The sequence below is a fragment of the Chryseolinea sp. T2 genome, assembly GCF_037203685.1.
In the GTDB taxonomy this organism is placed as follows: Bacteria; Bacteroidota; Bacteroidia; order Cytophagales; family Cyclobacteriaceae; genus Chryseolinea.
The window spans coordinates 549,966-575,602 of sequence record NZ_JBBCAU010000001.1 but is presented as its reverse complement, the minus strand read 5'-3'; the positions used below and the strand labels follow the sequence as shown (position 1 = coordinate 575,602).

Annotated in this window: 26 protein-coding genes; 13 read left to right on the top strand and 13 right to left on the bottom strand. The window is 46.9% G+C overall.

All coding sequences use genetic code 11. The annotated features are described in order from the left end of the window. Nucleotides 1-51: 51 nt before the first annotated feature. The gene (locus WBG78_RS02490; protein WP_337324780.1) at nucleotides 52-390 is read left to right on the top strand and encodes a phage holin family protein; all 339 of its coding nucleotides are present in this window, start codon (nucleotides 52-54) and stop codon (nucleotides 388-390) included. Nucleotides 391-481: 91 nt separating this feature from the next. Here the strand turns inward: WBG78_RS02490 and WBG78_RS02485 are convergent, their stop codons facing one another. From WBG78_RS02485 to WBG78_RS02465, 5 genes are all read right to left on the bottom strand, one after another. Then, a complete protein-coding gene (locus WBG78_RS02485; protein WP_337324779.1) occupies nucleotides 482-898 on the bottom strand; it encodes a response regulator in 417 nt (138 codons plus the stop codon). A gap of 218 nt (nucleotides 899-1,116) precedes the next feature. Further along, nucleotides 1,117-1,776: a response regulator transcription factor gene (locus WBG78_RS02480; protein WP_337324778.1), complete on the bottom strand. Its 660-nt coding sequence runs from the start codon at nucleotides 1,774-1,776 to the stop codon at nucleotides 1,117-1,119. Continuing rightward, the gene (locus tag WBG78_RS02475; RefSeq protein ID WP_337324777.1) at nucleotides 1,773-2,555 is read right to left on the bottom strand and encodes a sensor histidine kinase; all 783 of its coding nucleotides are present in this window, start codon (nucleotides 2,553-2,555) and stop codon (nucleotides 1,773-1,775) included. Before WBG78_RS02475 ends, WBG78_RS02480 begins: the two co-directional genes overlap by 4 nt. Next, a complete protein-coding gene (locus tag WBG78_RS02470; protein ID WP_337324776.1) occupies nucleotides 2,501-3,169 on the bottom strand; it encodes a hypothetical protein in 669 nt (222 codons plus the stop codon). Before WBG78_RS02470 ends, WBG78_RS02475 begins: the two co-directional genes overlap by 55 nt. A 48-nt stretch (nucleotides 3,170-3,217) precedes the next feature. Further along, the gene (locus WBG78_RS02465; protein ID WP_337324775.1) at nucleotides 3,218-3,574 is read right to left on the bottom strand and encodes a hypothetical protein; all 357 of its coding nucleotides are present in this window, start codon (nucleotides 3,572-3,574) and stop codon (nucleotides 3,218-3,220) included. Between the two features lie 149 nt (nucleotides 3,575-3,723). Here WBG78_RS02465 and WBG78_RS02460 point away from each other — a divergent pair, with 149 nt between their 5' ends. Then, complete coding sequence (locus WBG78_RS02460) at nucleotides 3,724-4,182, top strand: GNAT family N-acetyltransferase (RefSeq protein WP_337324774.1); 459 nt, start codon at nucleotides 3,724-3,726, stop codon at nucleotides 4,180-4,182. A gap of 15 nt (nucleotides 4,183-4,197) precedes the next feature. Here the strand turns inward: WBG78_RS02460 and WBG78_RS02455 are convergent, their stop codons facing one another. Next, nucleotides 4,198-4,779 carry a RidA family protein gene (locus WBG78_RS02455; protein WP_337324773.1) on the bottom strand — a complete coding sequence of 194 codons (582 nt, stop codon included), beginning with the start codon at nucleotides 4,777-4,779 and terminating at the stop codon, nucleotides 4,198-4,200. A gap of 125 nt (nucleotides 4,780-4,904) precedes the next feature. On the opposite strand from WBG78_RS02455, the gene WBG78_RS02450 reads away from it, so the two are divergent. Continuing rightward, entirely contained in the window at nucleotides 4,905-5,519 is a 615-nt protein-coding gene (locus WBG78_RS02450) for a DNA-3-methyladenine glycosylase I (protein WP_337324772.1), read from the top strand. A gap of 15 nt (nucleotides 5,520-5,534) precedes the next feature. Here WBG78_RS02450 and WBG78_RS02445 read toward each other — a convergent pair whose 3' ends face one another. Continuing rightward, nucleotides 5,535-6,122 (bottom strand): hypothetical protein, encoded by a 588-nt coding sequence (locus WBG78_RS02445; protein ID WP_337324771.1) that lies wholly within the window; start codon nucleotides 6,120-6,122, stop codon nucleotides 5,535-5,537. Between the two features lie 159 nt (nucleotides 6,123-6,281). On the opposite strand from WBG78_RS02445, the gene prfA reads away from it, so the two are divergent. The 3 genes from prfA to WBG78_RS02430 all read left to right on the top strand — a co-directional run bounded on the left by prfA (nucleotide 6,282) and on the right by WBG78_RS02430 (nucleotide 9,014). Then, entirely contained in the window at nucleotides 6,282-7,355 is a 1,074-nt protein-coding gene (gene prfA, locus WBG78_RS02440; protein WP_337324770.1) for a peptide chain release factor 1, read from the top strand. Nucleotides 7,356-7,410: 55 nt separating this feature from the next. Continuing rightward, nucleotides 7,411-7,989, top strand: coding sequence for a LemA family protein (locus WBG78_RS02435; RefSeq protein WP_337324769.1), 579 nt, complete (start codon nucleotides 7,411-7,413; stop codon nucleotides 7,987-7,989). Between the two features lie 251 nt (nucleotides 7,990-8,240). Further along, a complete protein-coding gene (locus WBG78_RS02430; RefSeq protein ID WP_337324768.1) occupies nucleotides 8,241-9,014 on the top strand; it encodes an NUDIX hydrolase in 774 nt (257 codons plus the stop codon). A gap of 117 nt (nucleotides 9,015-9,131) precedes the next feature. Here the strand turns inward: WBG78_RS02430 and infB are convergent, their stop codons facing one another. The 6 genes from infB to WBG78_RS02400 form a co-directional block, all read right to left on the bottom strand. Continuing rightward, complete coding sequence (infB, locus tag WBG78_RS02425) at nucleotides 9,132-11,924, bottom strand: translation initiation factor IF-2 (RefSeq protein WP_337324767.1); 2,793 nt, start codon at nucleotides 11,922-11,924, stop codon at nucleotides 9,132-9,134. A 143-nt stretch (nucleotides 11,925-12,067) separates the two neighbouring features. Then, nucleotides 12,068-13,312: a transcription termination factor NusA gene (gene nusA, locus WBG78_RS02420; protein WP_337324766.1), complete on the bottom strand. Its 1,245-nt coding sequence runs from the start codon at nucleotides 13,310-13,312 to the stop codon at nucleotides 12,068-12,070. 7 nt (nucleotides 13,313-13,319) lie between these two features. Further along, nucleotides 13,320-13,781 (bottom strand): ribosome maturation factor RimP, encoded by a 462-nt coding sequence (rimP, locus tag WBG78_RS02415; RefSeq protein WP_337324765.1) that lies wholly within the window; start codon nucleotides 13,779-13,781, stop codon nucleotides 13,320-13,322. A 216-nt stretch (nucleotides 13,782-13,997) separates the two neighbouring features. Beyond that, nucleotides 13,998-15,056 (bottom strand): dTDP-glucose 4,6-dehydratase, encoded by a 1,059-nt coding sequence (gene rfbB, locus WBG78_RS02410; protein WP_337324764.1) that lies wholly within the window; start codon nucleotides 15,054-15,056, stop codon nucleotides 13,998-14,000. A gap of 165 nt (nucleotides 15,057-15,221) precedes the next feature. After that, nucleotides 15,222-16,211 carry a UDP-glucuronic acid decarboxylase family protein gene (locus WBG78_RS02405; RefSeq protein ID WP_337324763.1) on the bottom strand — a complete coding sequence of 330 codons (990 nt, stop codon included), beginning with the start codon at nucleotides 16,209-16,211 and terminating at the stop codon, nucleotides 15,222-15,224. Continuing rightward, nucleotides 16,208-17,518 carry a UDP-glucose dehydrogenase family protein gene (locus tag WBG78_RS02400; RefSeq protein ID WP_337324762.1) on the bottom strand — a complete coding sequence of 437 codons (1,311 nt, stop codon included), beginning with the start codon at nucleotides 17,516-17,518 and terminating at the stop codon, nucleotides 16,208-16,210. Before WBG78_RS02400 ends, WBG78_RS02405 begins: the two co-directional genes overlap by 4 nt. Nucleotides 17,519-17,664: 146 nt before the next feature. On the opposite strand from WBG78_RS02400, the gene WBG78_RS02395 reads away from it, so the two are divergent. The 7 genes from WBG78_RS02395 (at nucleotide 17,665) to WBG78_RS02365 (ending at nucleotide 25,628) form a co-directional block, all read left to right on the top strand. Continuing rightward, entirely contained in the window at nucleotides 17,665-18,825 is a 1,161-nt protein-coding gene (locus WBG78_RS02395; RefSeq protein ID WP_443092759.1) for an acyl-CoA dehydrogenase family protein, read from the top strand. Nucleotides 18,826-18,877: 52 nt separating this feature from the next. Beyond that, nucleotides 18,878-19,075, top strand: a complete 198-nt coding sequence (rpsU, locus tag WBG78_RS02390; RefSeq protein WP_337324761.1) for a 30S ribosomal protein S21 — start codon at nucleotides 18,878-18,880, stop codon at nucleotides 19,073-19,075. A 146-nt stretch (nucleotides 19,076-19,221) separates the two neighbouring features. Beyond that, complete coding sequence (locus tag WBG78_RS02385; protein WP_337324760.1) at nucleotides 19,222-20,094, top strand: tyrosine-type recombinase/integrase; 873 nt, start codon at nucleotides 19,222-19,224, stop codon at nucleotides 20,092-20,094. An 83-nt stretch (nucleotides 20,095-20,177) separates the two neighbouring features. Then, nucleotides 20,178-20,468: a ribosome hibernation-promoting factor, HPF/YfiA family gene (hpf, locus tag WBG78_RS02380; protein ID WP_337324759.1), complete on the top strand. Its 291-nt coding sequence runs from the start codon at nucleotides 20,178-20,180 to the stop codon at nucleotides 20,466-20,468. 395 nt (nucleotides 20,469-20,863) lie between these two features. Beyond that, entirely contained in the window at nucleotides 20,864-21,550 is a 687-nt protein-coding gene (locus WBG78_RS02375; RefSeq protein WP_337324758.1) for a polysaccharide biosynthesis/export family protein, read from the top strand. 60 nt (nucleotides 21,551-21,610) lie between these two features. After that, the gene (locus tag WBG78_RS02370; protein ID WP_337324757.1) at nucleotides 21,611-23,950 is read left to right on the top strand and encodes a GumC family protein; all 2,340 of its coding nucleotides are present in this window, start codon (nucleotides 21,611-21,613) and stop codon (nucleotides 23,948-23,950) included. A 118-nt stretch (nucleotides 23,951-24,068) separates the two neighbouring features. Further along, entirely contained in the window at nucleotides 24,069-25,628 is a 1,560-nt protein-coding gene (locus tag WBG78_RS02365; RefSeq protein ID WP_337324756.1) for a lipopolysaccharide biosynthesis protein, read from the top strand. The last annotated feature ends 9 nt before the right edge of the window (nucleotides 25,629-25,637 follow it).

The window sequence follows — 25,637 nt, the reverse complement described above, 5'->3', positions numbered from 1 at the left end:
GAATTTGACATTTGATCCTAAAAACAGAAATTGATTCAAATTTCTGTTGACATGATTCTACGATTTCTTTTGTCAGGTCTGGCGGTATTGCTGACCGGCTACCTTCTTCCTGGCGTTTATGTGGAGCATTTTGGATACGCGTTGCTTGTAGCGATCGTGCTTTCCATTGTAAACGTACTTGTGAAGCCGATTCTGGTGATCTTCACTATACCTATTACGATTCTTACGCTCGGCTTGTTTCTTTTGGTGATCAATGCGCTCATGATCATGCTGGTAGATGCGTTGACTCCGGGCTTTCGGGTTGATGGCTTCTGGTGGGCGCTGGCGTTCAGTCTTATCCTTTCATTGATCAACGGGATCTTTGGCGGGCTTGTGGACGAGAAAAAATAACACCGCCCCGGTATTGGCGAGGCGGTGCTGTGATTAAGCCAACTATTGATTGACCGGATATCCGGAACGGGCTATCCGATTCATTCAAGTCTTAGTAGTAGAGAGAGCGAACCGGCGTAGAAAGCGGTTCCCATACCTGATCGGGTTTGCTGGCCACTTTGTTCATCACAATTGGAGCCAGTTCCGAACTAATGGAACTCTCGTCGAGTACTGCCAAAGCGCCTAATGCTCTGCAGAGGTGCAGCATAGGTTCATTAGCATCATTTGCCAGAAAGATTACAGGGGTCTCCCTATTGATAGAATTGGTCCTGAGGGACCTTATCATCTCAAAGCCTGTGACCACAGGCAGGTCAGTGCCGCAGATTATCAGATCGAAATGTTCGATTCGCGAGGTTAGGAGCCCATCCAAACCAGACTCAGTATGAAGCACAACGGGGTTGACACTGCAAAGCACCGACCTTATTGCCTCAACGGTTTGTTTTCGCCTGTGAGCCACAAGTATTTTCATCTTCTTTGATGGCGGTGGTGTTGAAGACGACTTGTTTATCGTCTACGGGCGTTAAGATCGGATAATTGCGAGACTGTGAAAGTGCATAAAGATGGAAAGGTTGTTAGCACAACGATTGAAAACACGGATTCTGAGGAAAAATCCCACAGTGTGCGCCAACGGAAGTTTAGACACTTATTAAAAAATAGTACAATTATACTATGCGGGTTTTTGAGCAACTACGAAACTATGCCGGCCTCATAGGCAAACTTGACGAGCCCTACGATGTTGTTTACCCCTACTTTATCCATGATGTTAACACGATGATTGCGCACCGTGTTTTCACTAAGAAACAGTCGTTGCCCGATTTCCTTCATAGTCATTTCCTGACAGATGAGAAGCAGTATTTCCTTTTCTCTTTCGGTTAGCTCTCCTTGCTGAAATAACGGTTTATTACGAGGTAGTTTTTCTCTATCTCTCACGTTCTTCCTCAAAACACTTGCAACGAGATCGTTGTGATAAAAGTCCTTCTCGATTACGGAGTACAATGCTTTTTCGAGTTCTTCCGGTTCGACGTTCTTAAGCAGGAAGGCATGCACGCCCATCTCCATCATATGGAGAATGAACTTGTTGCTATCATGCATGGTGAGAATGATCAGTTTAACGTCGGGATACTTTGCAATCAAATGTTCACATGTTGCAGATCCATCCATAATGGGCATTTCGAGATCTACAATTACTACATCCGGAGTTTCGGATTTGACAAGGTTGATCAGCTCTCTGCCATTTTCAGCATCCTTCACTACAGCCACGCGATCGAATGTCTGCAGCAAGGTGACCATGGCCTTTCTGAAAAGTGTGTGATCGTCGGCGATATAAACTTTGTAGCCACTCTTCATAAAGGCGCAGTTAGTATAATACGCGTTCCGTGGCTGTTGAATTGGGTGTATTCCATTTTAGCACCCAGGAGGTGTACGCGATTCTCGATGTTGAACAGACCCAGCCCGCGGCCGGGTGTATGTTTCAGTGATTCCGGATCGAAGCCGATGCCGTTGTCTTCTACTTTAAGTACCAATTGGTCTGTAATGTCTAAATGCATTTGAATAGCTGTGGCTCTTGCATGTTTCACAGCGTTCGTTACTAACTCCTGGGCTATGCGAAATATCATTAGCTGTCTGCCCGGTAATATGTTGTCGACTTCGCCGTGGGCGTGAAAGTTCACCGGCAGCAGCGAGGTTGTATGTACCTGGTCGCAAAGTTCACGCAAGGCATGTACCAATCCAAATCGTTCAAGTGTGGAAGGCATCAGCTCACGGCTGATAGCGCGCACCGAGCCGATGGTGTCGTCGAGCATTTTCTTCTGCGGCTCAAAGGCGAGGGGATCGGGAAGCTGGCGGCTCATGGTGGTAATGCCCATCCGAATGGCTGAGAGCATTCCGCCGATGCTGTCGTGCAGATCGGCGGCTACTCTCTTTCGCTCGAGTTCCTGCGATTCGAGCACGGCTTCCATTACTTTGGTTTGATGTTCCAGTTCAACACGTTGCCGGTTTACCTGCTCCTGGAGCATCTTTTTCTGATAGAATATCATGAAAGAGATAATGGCAACAGTCAGAAATACCATTCCTACCGTGCCGATGGCAACGAGGAGTGCGACCTGATATTCCGGAGATCCTGCCATAATCCCACGATGATAAGGATAAACTGTGCAATCCTCAAAACATTACCAATAGACCAGTATAACAGCAGCGAATCACGAAAGACTTCAACGACATAGGCAGCAAAGATGAATAGCGAACCTCCAAAGCAGGTAAGGTATCCTGCGTTGAACCAGAACATCGGCAGCTTATCCAGTCGCTGCACGGGCAAATCTGCCAGCAGGTAGTAATAGAACAGTACACAATGAATCATGATGAACACTCCACCGAAGACCATCGTATTGCTATTGAAATTTGCCCCCTGTCCATACAGGAAGTTCCAGGCAGCAAATGCACAGAACAAAACGGAGCTGGCAACAGTGACTTTTCGATAACGACCATTCCAGGCGAAATCGAACATCAGCAGGTTCAGAAGTATCATCGGCATGATGTACATGTTCTGAGGAATGTTGATTGGCGGACCGGAAACGCCGCTGATAATGATGTACAGTGCCACGGCAGTTGATAGCAGGAAATTAAGACCCTGTATTTTAATCTCCGGGCTTCGTTGTGGGAATTTGTAAAGGCAGAGGAGCAGCGCAACAGCGGTCAATATTGACGCCACGTAATTAATCCTGGAATATAACTCGAGAGTCACTTTTCAATTGTTTTTTTATTGCCAACGGTTGATATAGGCGCAGGTTAATTATTTCGCGCAGTATGGAGGGCACGGAGTACCAACGTCATAAGCTCCTGCGTCGCTGTCGTTAAGAGCTGTAGTTGACGTTTTGTCCCAAAGGAGAGTACCGTCTTCGGTGGTGGGCACCAATATCAGGTTTACAACTTCTTTCTTTACAATGTCGCTGTACTTCACACCAAGAAAGATGGTGATACCGGCGCTTTTGCCAACGAGCAATTTTGCTACTACATCTTTACCAAAGAAGATTGCCTTGGTATCGGTCTCTTTGTCTTTACGGTAGAGGGCATCATACTTGTCGATCCAGCCTTTAGCGTCTTCTTTGGATACACCTGTTCCGGATTTGGGGTTAAATTCATTTGGCATAACTATATGGGGGTTTAGTTTTCCTGGTAATCTATTAATTTTTTCTCAACCGTTCGGTCAGTATGGGTTGTGCAATGAGGGTGTTGGCTTTCGAAACTCGTCCGGCGAGACTATTTTAAGGCTCCGATTTAACACGGTAACAAAAAGGCATGTCTATACTAATACAGAAAGCGAACCACGAGCATCTGCACGTACTTGTCGAAATGCAGCAACGATTGGCAAGTGAAACGGAGCACGTGTACCTCCCCACAGAAACCGTAACCAAAGGAATGACCGCCTTGTTTGATGATCCGGGGAAGGGGGAATATTATGTAGCCAGCGACGGGAAGGAGGCCGTTGGATGTTTTTTGATCACCTACGAATGGAGCGACTGGCGCAACGGAATGGTTTGGTGGCTTCAATCAGTTTACGTGCACGAGTCGGCGAGGAAGTCCGGAGTATTCAAGAAGATGTTTGAATACGTTATGACTGCCATCGAACAAAATCCGGGCATTATTGGTCTGCGGCTTTACGTGGACAAGACAAATGAACGGGCTATGAAAGTGTATGAAGCCATGGGTATGGATGGCTCGCACTATACGGTTTATGAGAAGATGAAGGTTCTCTAAAAACGAGTGGAGGGCCTACTCGACCTCCACGACCATTTCTATTTCGACTGCCTGGTTAAATGGCAATGAGCCTGCGCCCATGGCAGCCCGTGCGTGCTTTCCTATCTTCTCACCGAATACTGCGACCATCAAATCGGAGCATCCGTTGATTACTTTAGGTTGATCACCGAATTCGGGAGGGCAATTCACCCAGCCGTTTACTTTGACAATTCGCTTGACTCGGTTCAGGTCGCCTAACTCGATCTTCATTGTCGCCAGGAGTCCTTCGGCCGTAAGTTTTGCAGCGGCATAACCTTGTTCTATTGTAAGATCAGCGCCCACCTTACCTATCGTTCTGCTTCCATCGGAGTGGTCCGGCCCATGGCCTGAAAGGAAGAGCAGATTGCCGACGCGTACCGCCTTAACGTAGTTGGCTACAGGTTTGGACGGTGTCGGAAGTTGTATACCAAGGTCTTTTAACTTCTTATCATAATCTACTTTTTGTGCTGAGCACGAAAATGCGAGTAACAAGTATACTACAGATACGTAGACTGTTCTGTTGTGCAATTTAGCAGTGTGTTGATAGCAGGCAGTGGGCATGGATGATATGGTGTTCATGTCAAAATCTTGTCAGGTTAATTGTCCGCGTAATTGAATAACAGCGTGGTTTTAATTCGATAGTTTTATTGCGCTGACGACTCAAACAAATTCCGCACAACAAGATAAACAAAGACATCATCGATATGGCAACAAAAGCTGGAGGTAAGGAAAAAATCAGGTGCTCCTGGTGTCTGAAGTTCGACGAATACATTGACTATCATGATAAAGAATGGGGGGTTCCTGTTCACGATGACCAGGTGCATTTCGAGTTTCTGATACTCGAGGGGGCTCAGGCGGGCCTTAGCTGGTCGACGATCTTGAAGAAGCGGGAGGGCTATCGAAAAGCGTTTGCCGGCTTCGACGCGAAGAAGGTATCGCGTTTTACTGAAGAGCGCGTCGAAAAGATCTTGCAGGACCCAGGCATTGTCAGAAATCGACTTAAGGTTAATGCCGCGGTAAATAATGCGAAAAGGTTTCTTGAGGTGCAGAAGGAGTTTGGGTCATTCGATAAGTATATCTGGAGTTTTGTTGGGGGTAAACCGAAGGTGAACGCGTGGAAGGAGCTTGGAAATGTTCCGCCGACGTCAGCAGAATCTGATGCATTGAGTAAGGACTTAATTAAAAGGGGATTTAAGTTTGTGGGTAGCACGGTTATCTATGCCCATATGCAGGCATGCGGTCTGATTAACGATCATCTTGTGGATTGCTGGAGGTATGAAGCAGTGAATGGTTCCAAAAAGCGTGTAGCCAAAGCGTGATGTCTTACGGTTTGGTTATTTTTTGCTGAGGCCACGAACGATTTCGCGTTTTGCCAGGTAGATGTTCCATACGCCATTAACGTTCACTGATCCGTCGGGCATCGACGTAACGATGGGATGAGAATACAGGAGGGTATCATAGTCCTGGAGGCTGGTTGCTGCACCTGACCTAAGCTTTTGAATGTTGTCCTGAGTAGCGCCAGTAACGGACCCTACGATGTAGGCCTGAATGATCTGGTTTTCGACTTCGAGCGCATCGCCCTTTCCAGGGGTGATATATCTGACTTTGACTTTTTTATCGTGGGCAATTTGCTTTTGCGCACTGGCGTCGAAGTTTGATTTCTCCAATGTCTCGAAAACGCGCCGGCCTTCGTCCATGCCGGCCGTTACAATCTCTGCGTCGGAGACCTGAGCGATTTTTGTGTCATCAATTCCCTGACGGAGCTTCTTTCGCTGCTCATCCGAGAGTGATGATCCTCCACAGGAGGCGATGAGGAGGAGCAAAATTAACGGTGCTATACCCCTGAGGGGTGTCAGTATCCTGAGACTGCCGGCAAGGCGAGTAGAAAGCTTTGATGAAAATCCGATATACCCCCGGCGCATGCGTAATCTCGTTTTTGTAGTTAATACTGATGTCAAAATTCGGACGCATCTGATCCAATTCCAAGTGAAAGTGAGTTGATCGCTGTTGGTTTTTCGGTCATTGTTGCAGATATCGGCTCTGGCATCTTTTTAGTTACCTTTGCCGCCTGAACAAGGGTTATGCTTGAAAAACTGGAAGAACTGAAACTACGCTTCGAAGAGGTGGGTCTATTGCTGGCTCAGCCGGACACGATGAAGGACATGAAGAAGTTCTCACAACTCAGTAAGGAATACCGGGATCTTGAAAAGATCGTCGTTAAATACAAGGAACTGAAAGACAGCACCAACCACCTTCAACAGGCTAAGGAGGTGCTCCAAAAGGAGAAGGACGAAGAGTTGCGTGAGCTGGCGAAGCTGGAAATCGATGAGCTTGGCCCACGCATAGAAAAAGTTGAGGCCGACATAAAGGAACTGTTGATTCCAAAGGATCCGAACGATGACAAGAACGTGATGCTTGAAATCAGGGCCGGCACTGGCGGTGACGAGGCTGCCATTTTTGCAGGAGACCTTTGGCGCATGTATCAGCGTTTCTGCGAGCGCCGGGGGTTAAAAATGTCAGTTCTGGATGTTACTGAGGGAACTGCCGGCGGCTATAAGGAAGTGATATGTAGTGTAACGGGAGAGGCCGTATACGGATTGCTGAAGTTTGAGTCGGGTGTGCACCGGGTGCAGCGGGTACCTGCTACGGAGCAGATGGGGCGTGTTCACACGTCGGCGGCATCTGTGGTGGTAATGCCGGAAGTGGAAGATGTTTCAATCGAAATCAACCCGGCCGATCTCGAGTATCAGACGGCGCGATCGAGCGGTGCGGGTGGCCAGAACGTTAACAAGGTTGAAACGAAAGTTCAGCTTACGCACAAGCCATCGGGTATCGTGATCACCTGCCAGATCGAAAGGTCGCAGCATGCAAACCGTGAACGTGCACTTCAAATGTTGAAGACGAAGCTTTACGAAATCGAGTTGGAGAAGCAGCAAAGTGAGATTGGAGCGACCCGGAAATCGATCGTACGAACCGGCGACCGGTCGGAAAAAATAAGGACTTACAATTATCCGCAGAGCAGGGTAACTGATCATCGTATTGGTTTTACTCAACACAATTTGCCTGCCGTCATGAACGGCGACCTTGATGCATTCGTCGAACAATTGCGACTTGCCGATAGTGCTGAGCGCATGATGGAGAATGCAACTGAATGACTTTTCTAAAAGAATCGAAGTGTTTTATTTATAAATTAGGAACAAAAGACAAATTATGAGCAAAGGACTTGTCACCATTCTTATCATCGTAGGCGTGGTTGTAGTTTCTGTTTTCGCATTTATTTCGTGGGGTGGCAGCAAATATGATAGTGCAGTCGCCGAGCAGGAGAAAGTGAATGAGCAATGGGGCGCTGTTCAGGCGGCGTATCAGCGCAGAGCTGACCTCGTGCCCAATCTTGTGGCCACAGTAAAAGGTGCCGCAGAAAATGAGAAGGAGATCCTTGTGAAAGTAACACAGGCTCGCGCTGGTATAGTAAATGCCAAGACCCCAGAGGATCTTGAACTGGCCGGCCGGGAAATTAATACGGCGATCAACCTCGCTTTTGAGGCTTATCCTCAGATCCGGTCAACAGAAAATTTCCAGGATCTTCAGTCACAACTGGAGGGAACTGAAAACCGCATCAATGTTGCGCGTGATCGTTACAATGAGGCTGTTAGAACATATAACACCTATGTGAGAGGTTTCTTCACCCGAATTGCATTGAACTGGTTCGGAGGAGGTGAAGACTTTAGCGTGAGAAAAAGCTTCTCTGCGGCCGAGGGTTCTGATAAGGCGCCTGAGGTTAAATTCTAAAATCCGCTCTCTGCTTGCTTGAGTGGGGCCACGCATGTCGCGTGGCTTTTTTTGTTTATGAGGAGGCGCATATCCGCAGCGTTGCCATCCGCATCTTCACTTCTTAATTGCTGACTCAGCAATGAGTCGTCAGTAGTAAAATGAATTCATCAATCGTGCGACCTTGAGCGAGACCGGTGTGCGATCAATTCGACATCGGTGCAACAACACGCGGTAAAGTCCAAACCGCGCTTTAGTTGTTATATTGCGCAATGGCAAAGAAGGCAGTTTCGCTCAGCGAGCGCGAATTAATGGAGAAGGGTCACTTGTACTATCTGCGACACCTGTCCATAGACAACGTGATATTCGGATTTCACGACAATGAGTTGAAGGTCCTTTTGTTGCAATGGAAGGAAAGTGGCCGTTGGTGTTTGCCGGGTGGTTTCATCCTACATGATGAATCAGTTGAGGACGCTGCTATACGAATTCTACAGTCGCGAACGGGATTACGAGACATCTACCTGAATCAGTTTCATACTTTTGGCGATCCTCAACGCGATCGTGGCAATCACGGTATTCAGCAACCTAAATGGATGAAAACCAAAAGCTGGTTTATGGAGCGGTTCATTACCATTGGCTATTGGGCTCTTGTTGACTTCTCCCAGGTGGTACCGAAGCCGGATGAGTTCTCTTCAAACTGTACCTGGTGGGACGTAGAGAAAGTACCGGAACTTATACTAGATCACAATGCTATTCTCACCAGGGCACTTCAATCACTTCGAAGTAATTTGAATGAATACCCGGTAGGCAAGGATCTGCTGCCGCAGAAATTCACGATGCCAGAGCTTCAGCGGCTGTATGAGACGATTCTTGGAAAGCCGCTTGACCGCAGGAATTTTCAAAAGAAGATCTTGTCAATGGATCTGGTTGATCGGCTTGCTGAGAGAAAGACAGGAGGAGCCCATAAGGCTCCCTATCTTTATAGATTTAATCAGCGCAAATATGAGCGCGCAATGAAACAAGGTTTGAAGTTCGGTCTTGATTAGAACCTGTGATGTTAACTCCCGACCAATTCCGCCCGGGAGTTTTCACGTAATGTAAAGGCTTCAATCTACCGGTCACACTGCGTGACCACGCAATCAATCCAAATGGTGCCAGATTGATTATAGCGTGCGCTTCACTTCGCGCTGTTCGTAGCTTTCAATTACGTCGCCTACCTGCATGTCGTTGAATCCATCGATACCAATACCGCAGTCGAATCCGCTCTTCACTTCGCTCGCATCGTCTTTATGACGCTTCAGTGAGCCAAGCTTACCGGCGTAAACAACGATACCATCGCGGATCAGGCGGATAGGATTACTTCTCTTGACAGACCCATCGGTTATCATACAGCCAGCGATTGTTCCTACCTTAGAAATTTTGAACACTTCGCGAACTTCGGCATTACCCACGATGACTTCTTCAGTTTCAGGTGCGAGCATACCTTCCATAGCGGCGCGCACATCGTTGATAGCATCGTAGATTATTGAATAGAGACGGATTTCGATTTCTTCGTTCTCTGCAACTTTCCGCGCAGCGGCAGATGGTCGCACCTGGAAGCCGAGGATGATCGCATCGGATGCCGACGCCAACAACACGTCGGATTCTGAAATCTGTCCAACGCCTTTGTGAATGATTGCCACCTGAATCTCCTGTGTAGACTGTTTCAGGAGCGAGTCGGTCAAAGCTTCAACCGAACCATCCACGTCGCCTTTCACGATAACGTTAAGTTGCTTGAAGTTACCGATCGCCAGACGACGTCCGATTTCATCAAGCGTAATGTGCTTCTTCGTGCGGATGCTCTGCTCGCGCATGATCTGACCACGCTTCGTTGCAATTTCGCGCGCTTCGCGATCGGTATCCAGTACCATTACTTTTTCACCTGCCTGTGCAGCGCCATCAAGGCCAAGCACAACGACAGGGGTAGACGGTCCTGCATCAGATACACGTTTGCCGGTATCGTCGAACATCGCTTTTACGCGACCATAGTTGGCACCTGCCAGCATGATATCACCAACGTGAAGGGTACCGGTTTGTACCATGATCGTTGAAACATATCCGCGACCTTTGTCAAGTGAAGCTTCGATTACAGAACCCACCGCATTGCGGTTTGGATTCGCGCGAAGGTTCAACAATTCTGCTTCGAGCAGTACCTTCTCGAGGAGCTCGTCAATACCTTTTCCGGTCTTGGCAGAGATCTCAGAGCTTTGATATTTACCACCCCATTCTTCAACGAGGATGTTGTTCTTTGAAAGCGACTCACGAATCTTATCCGGATTCGCTGATGGTTTATCAATCTTGTTGATAGCGATAACGATCGGTACACCGGCAACCTGTGCGTGGTTGATAGCTTCCTTCGTTTGTGGCATCACATCATCGTCGGCTGCGACCACGATAATCGCGATGTCGGTAAGTTTAGCACCACGTGCACGCATCGCAGTAAATGCTTCGTGACCTGGTGTATCGAGGAACGCAATCTTATGACCGCTCTTGGTAGTAACATCGTAAGCACCGATGTGCTGAGTGATACCGCCGGCCTCTGACGCTGTCACCTTTGTATTGCGGATATAGTCAAGCAAAGAGGTCTTACCGTGGTCAACGTGACCCATGATCGTTACGATCGGGGCACGCGGCTGCAGATCTTCTTCTGCATCCACTTCTTCCTCCATTTCGAGTTCGTCTTCTGCAGACGTGAACTGAACTGCATAGCCAAACTCATCGGCGATGACCGTGATGGCTTCTGCATCGAGGCGCTGGTTGATCGAAACGAACATACCCAAACTCAAGCAGGTAGAGATGACATCGTTGACCGACACGTTCATCATTGACGAGAGGTCGTTTGCCGAAATGAACTCGGTAACCTTAAGTGTCTTTGATGCTTCCTGATCCTGAAGCATCTGCTGCTCCTGGGCATCGAAATTTGCCTGACGTTTTTCGCGACGATACTTGGCGCCTGAAGTTTTTTTGTTACCGCTTCCGGAGAGCTTCGCGAGTGTAGCTTTGATCTGATCCTGAATTTCCTTTTCGGTAGGTTCAGCCTTTTGAATGCGTGGTGGCGGCGGGCCATGTGGTCCGCGACCGCGTTGCTGCTGGCCTCCGCCGTGCATTGGACGGCGTGGATCGTTCTGCGGCGGCGCCTGACCTCCACCCTGAGGCTGGTCGGTTGCAATGCGCTTGCGCGGACGTTTTGCTTTCGCATCCTTTTGTGTATCTGAAGATGCTACCGGAGCATCCTTCTTCTTTTCCGGAAGTTGAATCCGGTCCAGTACTTTCAATCCCTGCAGTTTGTCTGCTCTGCCTTTGATGAGCTCCTGCTCAGGCTTTTCTTCCACAACCGGAGGCTTGGCTACAACCACAGGAGTAGGAGGTGGTACTACAACTTCTGGCTTCTTCTCAACTACCTTTTCTTCCTTCGGTGGTGGAGGCGCCACTACTACTACTGGCGGCGGCTCTGGCGCTTTTACCTCGACAACCTTCTCCTCTTCCTTAACAACCGGCTTTTTCTCTAATTCTATTTTACCGAGAACCTTGATACCTTCCAGCTTTGCTTTTTCAACTTCAACCTTCTGTGGCTTGGGCTCTTCTTTCGCCTTGAGATCTTTCGATCCAAGGTTCTTGATCATTATGCTGCTCTCTTCTTCTTCCACCCGCTTCTTTACAGGGCTTTCTTTTTCTTTTTCGACCTGTGTGGCATCAATGTGCTTAACGCCGATTGACAATCCGGAAGCTTCGAGTTTTTCGGTGGCAGAAGAGGCAAATTCTTTGGACAATAAGGCAACTTGCTCAGGCGTAAGCTTAGCATTGGGGTTATTCTCTACCTCAAATCCCTTCTTTGACAGAAAGTCGAGAATCGTATTGTGACCTACGTTCAACTTCCTTGCTGCCTGACTCAACCTTATCAATTTTTCCTCTGCCATGCTCAAATATAATAATAGTCGTTCGTCTTTAGTCCTTGGTATTTAGTATTTGACCCGGGAACGATTGCTCCAAGATCTTAAAGTCCAAGCCCTTAACTGCTCGAGTCAGGACCCAGGACTAGGACTCAATACTCAGGACTATTTTATTCAAATTCCTTCTTCAGAATTGTAAGAACTCCATCAACGGTTTCTTCTTCAAGATCCGTGCGTCTTACTAATTCTTCCTTCGATAATGCCAATACGCTCTTGGCGGTATCGAGGCCGATGCGGTTCAGTTCGTCGATTACCCATCCTTCGATTTCGTCGCCAAACTCGTTGAGATCCACATCCTCCTCCGACTGACCTTCTGCCAATTCGCGGAACACATCAATTTCATAACCCACCAATCTGCTGGCCAGTTTGATGTTCAAGCCACCCTTACCGATTGCCAGTGAAACCTGATCGGGTTTCAGATACACCGAAACACGTCCGTTGTCTTTGTCAATTTTGATGGAGACGATCTTGGCAGGACTCAACGCACGTTGAATGAAAAGCTCAAGGTTCTCCGTAAAGTTGATCACATCGATGTTCTCGTTTTGCAGTTCACGTACGATCGCGTGGATGCGTGAACCCTTCATACCTACGCAGGCACCTACCGGATCGATGCGATCGTCGTAAGATTCTACGGCAACTTTGGCACGCTCACCAGGCTCGCGAACGACCTTCTTGATGGTGATCAGTCCGTCGTAAACTTCGGGTACTTCCTGTTCGAACAAACGCTCGAGGAATACGGGAGAGGTACGCGAAAGAATGATCTTTGGATTGCCATTGACCATGTCCACTTTGTGTACAATAGCCCGCACGTTTTCTCCCTTACGATAGCGATCTTTAGGGATCTGTTCGCTGCGTGGTATAGCCACCTCGTTGCCTTCTGCGTCGGTGAGCAATACTTCTCTGCTCAGTACCTGATAGACTTCGCCGGCAATAATTTCACCAACGAGGTCTTTATATTTCTGGAAGAGGATATCCTTTTCCAGGTCTTTCACTTTTTGAATTAATGTCTGCCGCGCTGTAGTCACAGCGCGTCTGCCGAAATCGTCGATGAATATCTGTTCAGATACTTCTTCACCCACTTCAAAGTCAGGCTCGATCTTGTGTGCATCGGACAAGCTTATCTTGTCGAAATCCCAAATGTCTTCAGAATCGTCATCGACAATTTCCCGGAAGCGATATATTTCAAGGTCACCTTTGTCGGCGTTGACGATGATGTCGAACTTCTCATCAGAGCCGAACCTTTTCTTGATCATGTTGCGAAATACATCCTCGAGGATTCTGATCATCGTCGGGCGATCGATGTTCTTTTGTTTCGCGAATTCAGCGAACGATGAAATTAATTCATGTGCATCCATTGGTACTCTATTTGAAACTTACTAACACAAATGATTTTTCGATATCTGAAAACTTAATGTCTATAACCTTTACTTCTTTCTTCTTGCCCGAACCCGTTGCCTGCTCGAGTGTGATTCCATCGCCCGAAACATTTACGAGCTTTCCTTCAATCGATTGATCGCGAAGCACAACTTTCAATGTTCTGCCCACGTGCTTTCCGTATTGCCGGTCAAATTTCAGGGGATAATCAACCCCCGGCGTCGAGACTTCCAGCACGTAACTATCGTTGAGTCCTGGAAGCCGGTCCAACTCTTCAGACATTGCCCGACTCAAATCAGCGCAATGGTCGATAGTGATTCCCTGGTCTCCATCAACAAAAACGAGAACTTTGTGCTTGCCGCGAAGTGAAACCACGACATCAACCACGAAGTGGCCAGGATCCGCGAGCTTGCTTTCTGCGATTTTTACTATCTCATCTCTGATTTCCATACGGAAATACGCTAAAACAAAGAGGGGACTAAACTGTCCCCTCATTTTAAATTTCCAAGAAACTTCGCAAAAGTAAAGCTTTTTTATTTCAAAGCAATAGGGCAAGCCTCATCTTGAAGGGACAGTCGCGACAGTCAGGCGTTCCGCGAAATCAGCAACAGAAAATTAATAAAGTTTGTTCAAATATCCCGCTAACAGGCGTCGACTCAATGGGTCTCAGCGGTTCTGATACATGCCTGTATAATACTTCATGTACTCTCCGGAAGTGACATTGTTGAGCCACTGGCGATTAGCCAGGTACCAATCCACTGTCTTTTCGAGGCCTTCTTCAAAGGTGACGCTTGGGCGCCATCCTGTTTCCGCAATTAGTTTCGAAGCATCGATAGCATACCGAAGGTCGTGGCCGGGCCTGTCCTTCACATAAGTGATCAGATTTGCGCTTGTTCCTTCCTCGCGGCCCAGTTTCTTGTCCATGAGATAACACAGGAACTTTACAAGGTCGATGTTCTTCCACTCGTTGTTACCGCCGATATTATATACCTCACCATCTTTCCCTTTGTGAAAGATCTCATCGATAGCACGGGCGTGGTCGACAACAAACAACCAATCCCGGATGTTTTCTCCTTTCCCATAAACCGGAAGCGGTTTGTTGTTGATGATGTTATTAATCATCAAAGGAATGAGCTTTTCCGGGAAATGGTATGGTCCATAATTATTAGAGCACCTGCTGATTCTTACCGGCAATTTGTAACTGTTGCCAAATGCCTTCACGAAGTGATCGCTTCCTGCCTTCGACGCCGAGTAAGGAGACATCGGATCGATATGGGTTTCTTCTGTAAAGAAGGATCCGTTTTCGGCTGAGCCGTAAACTTCGTCAGTAGAGATGTGATAAAATAACTTTCCCTGGAAGTCGTTGTTCCAAATCGTTTGGGCGACGTTCAACAAATGAAGTGTGCCGATGATGTTGGTAGTTGCAAATTCCGCCGGGTTGTGAAGTGATCGGTCCACATGAGACTCCGCGGCGAGGTGGATGACACCATCGATCGAGTATTTTTTGAAAACGCTGGCTAAAAATTCGACATCAAGGATATCGCCTTTTTCGAAGTGATAGTTTGGTTTTGAGTCAACATCCTTGAGGTTCTCAAGGTTGCCGGCATAAGTCAACTTGTCCAGGTTGACTATTGTGTAATCCGGGTACTTGTTAACGAATAAGCGGACAACGTGGGATCCTATGAATCCTGCACCACCGGTTATAAGCAGACTTCGTCTTGACATTCTGTTTTTTGTGTGATCGGGGGCAAACTTACACAATTATTGTCATCGCCCCCGATCCACAGAAAACATCCTGTAGTATGTAGTAGTAATTCCGGCTGCCTGCAATGGGGTCCGTTTGGGTTAAAGAGGCATACTATGACCCGTAACGGCGCCCGATGCTATGCTCTAGCGCTTGTACTTTTCGAAATCCTTGTGTTCGCGCTGGTACAACAACTCAGTAGGCAAGGATTTAAAGTACTCATAAGTTCTCTTCAAACCTTCGCTGCGGGAGATCTTGGGCTCCCAGCCCAGGATCTGCCGGGCCTTTGTGATGTCCGGCTGACGTTGCTTTGGATCGTCCTTCGGCAGAGGTTGATAGATAACCTTTTGTTTTGTCCCGGTGAGTTTTACGATCTCTTCTGCAAAGTCTCTGATAGTAATCTCATTCGGGTTACCAATGTTCATCGGAAGTGTATAGTCCGACATCAGTAAGCGGAAGATGCCCTCTACTTCATCATCGACATAACAGAAAGAACGGGTTTGAGAACCGTCGCCAAATACTGTCAGGTCTTCACCTCGCAAAGCCTGTCCGATGAAAGCTGGAAGTACTCTTCCGTCGTTCAATCGCATGCGGGGACCATAGGTATTGAATATCCGGATTATGCGTGTATCCAGGCCGTGATAAGTATGGTAGGCCATGGTTATTGCTTCCTGAAAACGCTTTGCTTCGTCGTATACACCACGAGGTCCAACCGCATTCACGTTGCCGTAATATTCTTCGACCTGAGGGTGCACCAAGGGATCGCCATAGATTTCAGACGTTGAGGCAACGAGGATCCTTGCCTTTTTTGCTCTGGCCAATCCTAACAGGTTGTGTGTACCCAGCGAACTTACCTTAAGTGTTTGAATAGGAATCTTAAGGTAGTCTATTGGACTTGCCGGTGAAGCAAAATGCAGAATGTAATGCAATTCGCCGGGGATGTGCACGTAAGTAGAAACATCCTGGTGATAGAATTCAAAATCAGGATGTTTGAATAGATGCTCGATGTTACGAAGGTCACCAGTTATCAGGTTGTCCATCGCAATTACGTGGAATCCCTCGCCGATAAAACGGTCACAAAGATGAGACCCCAGAAATCCGGCGCCGCCGGTGATCAATATGCGTTTCTTACTCATTGAATTGCCTCCCTTCCGATGCTGTGATATACAAATCCAAGTTCTTTCATGATATTAAGGTCATATAGGTTTCTGCCGTCGAAAATAACTTTGCTCTTTACGATCGAGGACAATTTCTCAAAGTCAGGTGTTCTGAACTCTGGCCACTCCGTTGCAATGAATATTGCATCAGCATCCTGAGCGGCATCGTAAGGGTTATCGAAGTATTGAATTTTGTCCTTGAGGATCCTCTTAACGTTTGGCATTGCCTCAGGGTCATGTGCCTTGATCGTAACGCCTTCGTTCAGCAATTCTTCTATGTTATAAAGCGCTGGAGCTTCGCGAATGTCGTCCGTATGAGGTTTGAAAGACAATCCCCAGAAGGCGATTGTTTTACCTTTAAGATCGCCGTTGAAGAACGCTTTGATCTTCGGCAGCAACCGAAGCTTTTGCGTTTGGTTTACTTCCATTACGGCATTGAGGATTTTGAAATCGTACTTCACGTCGAGTGACGATTTGGCGAGAGCCTGTACGTCTTTCGGGAAACAACTTCCGCCATATCCGATACCAGGAAAGAGGAAGCGTTTTCCGATGCGGCTGTCCGTGCCAACACCTTTCCTGACTGCATCAACATCAGCACCTACCAGTTCGCAGAGGTTGGCTATTTCATTCATAAACGAAATCTTGGTAGCCAGGAATGAGTTGGCGGCGTACTTAGTCAGTTCGGCAGAGCGCTCGTCCATGAATATAAGAGGATTGCCCTGTCTGAGGAACGGACCGTATAGCGTTTCCATTACGTGCTTTGCCTTGGGAGATGTTGTACCCAGGACGACACGATCAGGCTTCATGAAGTCTTCTACGGCTACGCCTTCGCGGAGGAATTCAGGATTAGAAACGACATCAAATTCGACCTTTGCGTTTTTGGCAATGCGTTCCCTTACCTTGTCGGCAGTCCCTACTGGCACGGTACTCTTGTCAATAATCACAGTATATGCATTGAGCAAAGGTCCAAGGTCGTCAGCAACCTTAAGGATATATTTCAGGTCGGCAGATCCGTCCTCACCGGGAGGGGTTGGTAAAGCCAGGAAGATGATTTTTGCATCTTTGATTCCTTCCTGAAGGTCGGTAGTAAAGTGAAGGCGGTTTTGTTTGATGTTTCTTTCAAAAAGAACCTCAAGGCCTGGTTCATAGATCGTGATGACGCCACTTTGAAGCTTTTTGACCTTTTCTTTATCGATATCAATACAGGTTACAGTATTTCCAGTTTCAGCAAAACAGGTCCCTGTTACCAGACCCACATATCCCGTTCCGACTACAGCTATTTTCATGATGCTAGTTTTTCGAGGGGCAAAATAACGGTACTTACGGTTTAATCTTAATGATGAATATTCTGAATTCGCAAAAGTTTAGTCATGCGCTGCTATTGCGCCTAACATCTGTTTGTTAGTTCCCGTATGAAGGGTAACTTTGGGGCATGACAAATGAATCAATGCCTCTAAAGATCGCAGAAAGTGAGAATGTGTTGTTAATCCGGAGCATGGTTCGGCAGTTTTGCGAGCGTGAGATCGTTCCCGACATGATGAAATGGGATGAAACACAGGAGTTTCCGGCTGAAGTTTTTAAAAAGCTGGGGGGCCTTGGTCTCATGGGGGTTCTGGTTCCCGAGCAATATGGCGGTTCTGGCTTCGGCTATGCTGAGTATATAACGGCGATAGTAGAGATTTCGAAGACTGATGGGTCTATTGGTCTTTCACTTGCCGCCCATAATTCGTTGTGTACCAACCATATTCTGCTGTTTGGGAGTGAAGAGCAAAAGCGCAACTACCTTCCGAGGCTTGCCAGCGGAGAGTGGCTGGGGGCGTGGGGCCTGACAGAATCAAATACCGGATCTGACTCGGGGAACATGCGTACGACGGCGGTACGTGATGGCTCATACTATATATTAAACGGAGCCAAGAATTTCATTACCCATGGCCGGTCGGGGGATGTTGCCGTGGTTTTGGCCAGGACAGGGCCTGTTGGTGTTTCAGGCAACATTTCTGCCTTCATAGTTGATCGTGGAACACCTGGTTTCACGGCCGGAAAGAAGGAGAATAAGCTTGGTATGAGGGCGTCGGAGACTGCAGAGATTATCTTCAATGAGTGTCGTATTCCTGAAAGTCAGTTGATAGGGAAAGAGGGAGATGGGTTTAAGCAGGCCATGAAAGTCCTAGACGGAGGCCGGATTTCGATTGCTTCGCTTGCCCTTGGGATAGCGACAGGAGCCTATGAGGCAGCCCTGAAGTATTCCAAAGAGCGGCACCAATTCAATCAACCAATATCCAGTTTCCAGGGGATATCCTTTAAGCTGGCGGACATGGCTACCAAGATAGAAGCCGCCCGCCTTCTTACGTATCGTGCTGGTGATCTGAAGGATAGAGGATGTGAGGTGACACGCGAATCTGCAATGGCAAAGCTGTTTGCCTCTGAAACTGCTGTTGAGGTTGCCAACGACGGGGTGCAGATTTTTGGAGGTTACGGATACACGAAGGACTTTCCGGCGGAGAAGTATTATAGGGACGCCAAGCTTTGCACTATCGGTGAAGGTACGTCCGAGATCCAGAAGCTGGTAATTTCGAGGTCAATTTTAAAGTAGGTTGTTGTCGGCTAATACTTTTTCTCTATATTTGCAGCCCTAAGTTTAAAATATGCTCATAGTAAACGTTAAGGAAAACGAATCTATCGATAAGGCCCTGAAGCGCTTTAAGAAGAAGTTTGAGAAGACAGGTGTGTTGAAGGAATTGCGTTCGCGTACGTCTTTTACGAAGCCTTCAGTTGCTCGCAGAGCTGAGATCATTCGCGCCGCTTATCGCGAGCGCATGCGCATGGCGGAGACCAAAGTATAGCGTTCATAAGATAATCTATACGGCTTTTGTTGACAACTTAAACAGTTATCAACAAACGGCAGTCATTTTATCAACATGTCCCCTTTTGATTTTTCAAGAGGGGACTTTTTTTTATATTAGGCGTTGATCACAGGTATTCGACGCGTATGACGGAGACATTTTTTAAGTACCTGCAATTCGAAAAACGGCTCAGCAGGAACACTCTTTCCGCCTATAGAAACGATATTGTTCAATTTGCGACGTTTCTTAGCACCTCATTTGAAGAAAGTGACCCCGGGCGGGCAACTTATCCCATGATCCGTTCGTGGATAATCAGCCTTACCGAGGAGGGCATCCAGCCTGTGTCCATCAATCGAAAAATTGCCACACTGCGTGCTTTCTACAAGTTCCTGATGATACAGGGGTCAATAACTGTTGATCCTTCATTTAAGATTACTGTGCTGAAGACCTCAAAACGCCTTCCCTCCTTTATCAGGGAGCAGGAGGTTGATGCAATGTTTAGTGCACCATTCCCCGACGATTTTGAGGGCACCCGCGACCGGCTTATACTCGAACTGTTTTATGGTACAGGAATGCGCCTGTCGGAACTTCTTGGACTTACCGATTCAGCTTTCAACCTGGCTGACAGGAACGTAAAAGTTCTAGGCAAGCGCTCCAAAGAGCGAGTCATTCCATTTGGAAAATCGTTGGTGGCAATGATTCAGGAATATTTAGCCAGGAGAAGAGAGATCATCGAAACGAACGAAGGGCCATTTTTCGTTACGTCATCAGGCGAGTCATGTTATCCGATGATGGTTTACCGCATAGTGAAGAGGCATATGCTCAGTACGACTTCAGAACGAAAAAGCCCGCACATACTGCGACACACCTATGCCACGCATTTGCTGGACAGGGGGGCGGAAATAAGCGCTGTAAAGGATCTTTTAGGACACAGCAGCCTGGCTGCAACGCAGGTATACACGCACAATTCCATTGACAAAATAAAGAGAGTATTTAACCAGGCGCACCCCAAGGCATAAGCCAGGTTATCAACAAGTAACGGCAACGGCCTCCGGTTAATGGCCGACAGTTTTTTTATTTCATCACATAAATCTTTTGACGTATGAAGGTGCAAGTTCATTCCATCCATTTCGATGCTGACATCAAGCTCATCAATTTTATCCAGAAGAAGCTAGACAAATTGGAGACGTTTTATGATCGAATGGTGGACGGAGAGGTTTTTCTAAGGCTCAACAACGAAGGCAAGGAAAACAAGACGGTCGAAATTAAGCTCCGGGTTCCAGGCAACAACCTGTTTGCTGTGGAAAAAGCACGATCATTTGAAGAGGCAACGGACCTTGCGACCGACGCGTTAAGGGCGCAGCTCACCAAGTTCAAGGACAAAGCAGCATAATATTCAATCAAAAAACACCACAGAAAGGGGGCCGAAAGGCCCTATTTTCATTGAAATCGTTAACTATCAGCCCATCCGGGTACCGATGATAATAATCACAGCCCTGCTAGACTGTTGTCATTTGGTGGTCCAGCCGGCCCGGGTAATTTTAGTCTCCCATTTAGGATGGCTTAACAAATTGATTTACATATCCCGCAGCGCGCGATGATTAAATAAATATTTCACATTAATATTGGAGTACTCTCGGCGACTTTCGCCCTAATCTCCGGACTTTCAAAATCAAACTCTGTCACATGTATCTATTTAGGAATCTATGCAGGTCAGTTTTCTCGTTGATGGTAGTCATCTGCCTGTTATCAGCTTGCAGTAAAAGGAACCTGGTTTACTTCAGCGACATGTCAAATTCTGACGCTGGTGTACCGATTAAAAACTACGCCTCGCCAAAAATTCAACCCGACGACATTCTTGCGATTACGGTGTCGAGTTTGAGTGCGGAATCGAACGTTATTTATAACAATGTGCTCTTGCCCGCCAACGGCAACGTGGGAACACTGGCAGAGAAGATTAACGAGGGGTACCTGGTGGACAAGAATGGCTTCATCAATTTTCCTGTAATCGGAAAAGTTGCTTTAGCCGGCCTGACTAAAGAAGAGGCTATTGAAAAGATGACTGACCTTATTAAGACGCAGGTCAAGAATCCCATAGTTAATGTGCGCTTCATCAATTTTAAGGTCACGGTAATCGGAGAAGTTACAAAGCCCGCGACATTTGTTGTGGAGACGGAAAAGATCAACGTGCTTGAAGCGCTGGGGCTTGCGGGTGATATGACCGAGTTTGGCCGCAGAGAGAACGTATTGATCATTCGTGAAAAAGATGGGATACGGACTTCAGCAAGGTTGAATCTCAACAATAAAGCTGTGCTCACGTCGCCATTCTATTATTTACAGCAAAACGATATCGTATACGTGGAACCCGACAACAAAGTTAAAACAGCCCAAACTGCTCCAGGCAATAGACTTATTGGAATCTGGAGTGCTTTGATAACAACGGCTGGATTTGTTCTCATCACTATTTACAACTAGGACCAGACAACTAGGCATAGAATCATAAACGACTAACACCAAACAACTAAACAAAGCGTCATGAGTCTGAGAGAAAAGTTAGGAACGGAAGAGAACGTAGACCTTCGTCAGATTATATCCAGGTACGGCAAGTACTGGTATGTATTTGTTTTGAGTCTCGTTGTGTGCGTTGGGTTGGCATTTGGCTACCTCTATCAGGCCACGCCTCAATACAAGATATCGAGTTCAATTCTATTGAAGAATGAGGAAGCAGACGCCGCTGCGCTTGGTAACGGTAATCAGTCACTTGGTGAAATCAACTTCTTCAGTACCAAACAGCGTATTGATAACGAAATTGAGGTACTGCGTGCAAACAGTCTTATGCATCGTGTCTTCAATGATTTGGGATTGAATGCGACGTACTATATAAATGGCAGGTTTAAGAAGAAGGAAATATACGGAAGCGAATTGCCCATAAGGTTAAGCATTACTAAGCTTCACCCGACGGCTTATGGAAAGGTGATCACCGTTACCCGCAAAACCTCAACAACGTTTGAGCTAAGCGACGACGAAGGCGATGTGAGCAGCCACAAGTTTGGTGAAGAAGTGAGTAAGCCATATGGTATCTTCACTGTGATTGCTGCAGCTGGAACACGGTCGTCAGAGCCAATCGACATTTTATTTCACGACATTAATAAACTAGCTAACAGTTACAATGAGGTCCTCAAGGTTGAAGCAATCAACAAGAAGGCAAGTGTAATTACGATCAGTCTGATTGAATCAGTTCCTCAAAAAGGAAAGGATATCATCAACAAACTGCTTGAACTTTATCGTGAGGAGGCGTTGGAAGACCGTAATCTTGTGGCTAAAACGACAATTTCATTTATTGATGATCGTTTAAAGTTCCTCACTTCAGAGATAACAGACGTAGAGAAAAATGTTGAACAGTTCAAGCAGGCAAATGAGGTAACAGATGTCGCTTCAAATGCTGGTCAATATCTCACAGAGGCGTCCGAATCCAATCGTCAACTTTCGGAGATTGGAATTCAGATAGACGTTTTGGAGTCAATTGAAAACTACATTAACAATAAGTCAGGCAAATTGGAAATGGTGCCGAGCAATCTCAGCATCGAAGATCCAACACTTGCTCAGTTGATTACAAAGTTCAATGAACTGCAGTTAGAGCGTGAGCGTATGCTGAGGACGACACTTCCCGGCAACCCGCTTGTTCAGGATTTGAACGAGCAGTTAGGCAGCCTGCAGCTGAATATTCTCGAAAACCTTCACAACATCAAGAGTGGATTGCTGATTACCCAAAAGAGATTGCAAAGCAATTCCGGCAGGTACCGTTCGCAAATACAGAAGGTTCCATCGATAGAAAGAAATCTTCTTGAGATCAGCAGACAACAAGGTATCAAAGGAAATCTGTACCTCTATTTGTTGCAGAAGCGCGAAGAGTCAGCGCTGGCACTTGAAGTTACTGTTCCAAAGACGCGCACGCTGGATCCTGCCATAGAGCTTGACAGGCCTGTTAGTCCGAAGCCGGCACTGGTTTACTTAATGGCTATCGTACTTGGAATTGGAATTCCTTTCTCTGGAATTTACGTAAAGGGAATGTTGAATGACAAGATTGAAACAAAACGCGATGTTCGTCAACTTACCGAAACTCCTATCCTCGGAGAAATTTCACATAACAATTCAGGCCGCAGCCTAATTGTAACAGAAGATACTGGTAGCTCAATTGCCGAGCTGTTCCGATTGATCAGATCGAATCTCCAGTTTGCTACGGCTGGAAAAGAGAATAAGGTGGTCATGATTACTTCGAGCGCCAGCGGTGAGGGCAAGACATTCTTCAGTATCAACCTCGCGGCAAGTCTTACGCTGGTAGGAAAGAAAGTTGCGTTGCTTGAACTTGATCTCAGGATGCCAAGTCTTTCAAAACAACTGGGACGTGCGCCAGGCATGGGTATCTCCGATTACCTGGTGGGCGCGAAGAAGATTTCAATTGAAGACATTATCCGGCCGCATAATACTGTACCTGGGTTATATATCGCCAGCGCAGGATCGTTGCCTCCTAATCCAGCTGAATTGATGACATCTCCTAACCTGGCCTATCTGATAAATTCTCTTAAGGCGAGCTTTGATTACGTCATCATTGACACAGCACCTGTGGGCAAGGTTGCAGATGCTTTCAGTCTTGGACCGCTGATTGATTCGACGATCTATATTATCAGATCGAACTATACGACAAAAGCGAGCACAGAGATTATAGACGATATCTACACGAACAACAAGCTTGCCCACCCGATGATCGTCGTGAACGATACTCAGGAGAATTCTAAGCAATCGTACGGCTACGGATATAGCTATGGATCACAAAAGAAGAAGAAGAAAGACGCGAAGGAATTCAGTATTTCTTAATCTTCAATAACTACTTACAGGGAAAGACAATTTCAGACTGCAATGGTGTTGCGACTTTGGATGGTCGTGGGGTCGCAGGATTATTTCACATGAACTTTTTAACCGTACGTATTGACCAATGTCGACCGCTGGCCGATTGATCTCAGGAACCGCTGCCGCCTGGACGAGGATCATCATAACGATGATCTTTCAGGTGGTACTGGTTCCGATCTATCTTACTTACTGGAGTCCTGAAATTTATGGGGTTTGGATAGCGATCCAGTCTCTGATTATTATGCTGACGCTGCTTGACCTGGGTCATCACACCTACGTCGGATACGAGCTGCTGCGATTAGCAAGGATTGATATGGTAACCTTTTGCCGCTACCTTTGGTCAGCCCTTCTTATCGGTCTTTTTGTTGCTGCATTTGAATTGCTGCTCATACAAATCCTGATTCAATTTGCATTTGTACCGTTCCTTATTGGAGAATCGAACAGTATTAATTCTTCACTGATTTCTGATGCCAATAAGGTTCTGTTTCTCGTCGGCGTCAATTGGGTTGGTACGTCTGCATTTACCGGTTTTTTCGTGCGGTCTCTTGAGGCGTTTGGTCAGTATGCACGACTTGCCTGGTGGGGTGTACTTCACCTGATATTTTCACAGTCTTTGCCAGCAATCGCAGTAATACTTGGAGCAGATTTTCTTCAGGCGGGTGCTATCTATGCAATAGGCTCGATTATTTTCTACGTGCCTATCTATTATGATATGTTCAGGCTGATGAAGCGTGAACGGATTGCGTTCATCAAGCCTTCGTGGAAAGTAGGTTTGACAAACTTTGCAAAGTCAACGGCAATAACCGGAAAGATCATTCTGGAGAATCTGCGGCAACAAGGTGTCCGTCTGGTTCTGGCGCCGGTTGCCGGAGCTGTTGGACTGGCGGCTTTCTCCACTATGAGAACGGGTGCGAATGTTGCTTTGCAGGGATTAAATTCGATTACAAATCCTCTTATGCCAGATCTCATGCGCTTTCTGCATGAGCGCGACCAGGTTCGAATTGAGGCTGGTTTTAGCACCATCTGGATTGTCGTTGTCGGTCTGATATCTCCTGGAGTGATTGTCTTGCAGGCGATGATTGCGCCCTTGTTTGAGTTATGGACGCATGGCAGGATACAGTTTGATCCGCTTCTGTTTGCATTCCTCTCATTGTCGGTGCTCATTTTTGCCATCGCTCAACCGGCAATTGCCGTGGTGACGGGTAACAATTTGATGAGACCGCAGCTTGTAATGTCTTGTTTATCCGCTGTTATCGTCGTGGGCCTGGTTGTAGGCCTGGTTCCAATATTCGGATTGCCAGGAGCGGGACTGGCTATTGTGGCTTCTGAGACCGCAGCTGTTGTTGGATATGTTATTATAGCCAGAACATGGCTCGTGAGTAAAGAATTGCGCTGGCCGGCACGCTCGTTCAACAAGGCCACGATTTCTATAATAGTCTCGGCTGCGACCATGATCGCCATCGCGTTATTCCCCAAGTTTACCTATTTGCTCGCTTTCATTGGCATTATGCTCTGCATGGGAAACTTCTACTCGTATTACAAATCGTTACCTCCGGACGTGAGGACAAGATTCAGACAGGTGGTCTTTAATCTTATCAGGAAAGGAAAAGGAATGTTGTCCACTGTGACCGGGAGAAAAAAATAAGAGATAGGT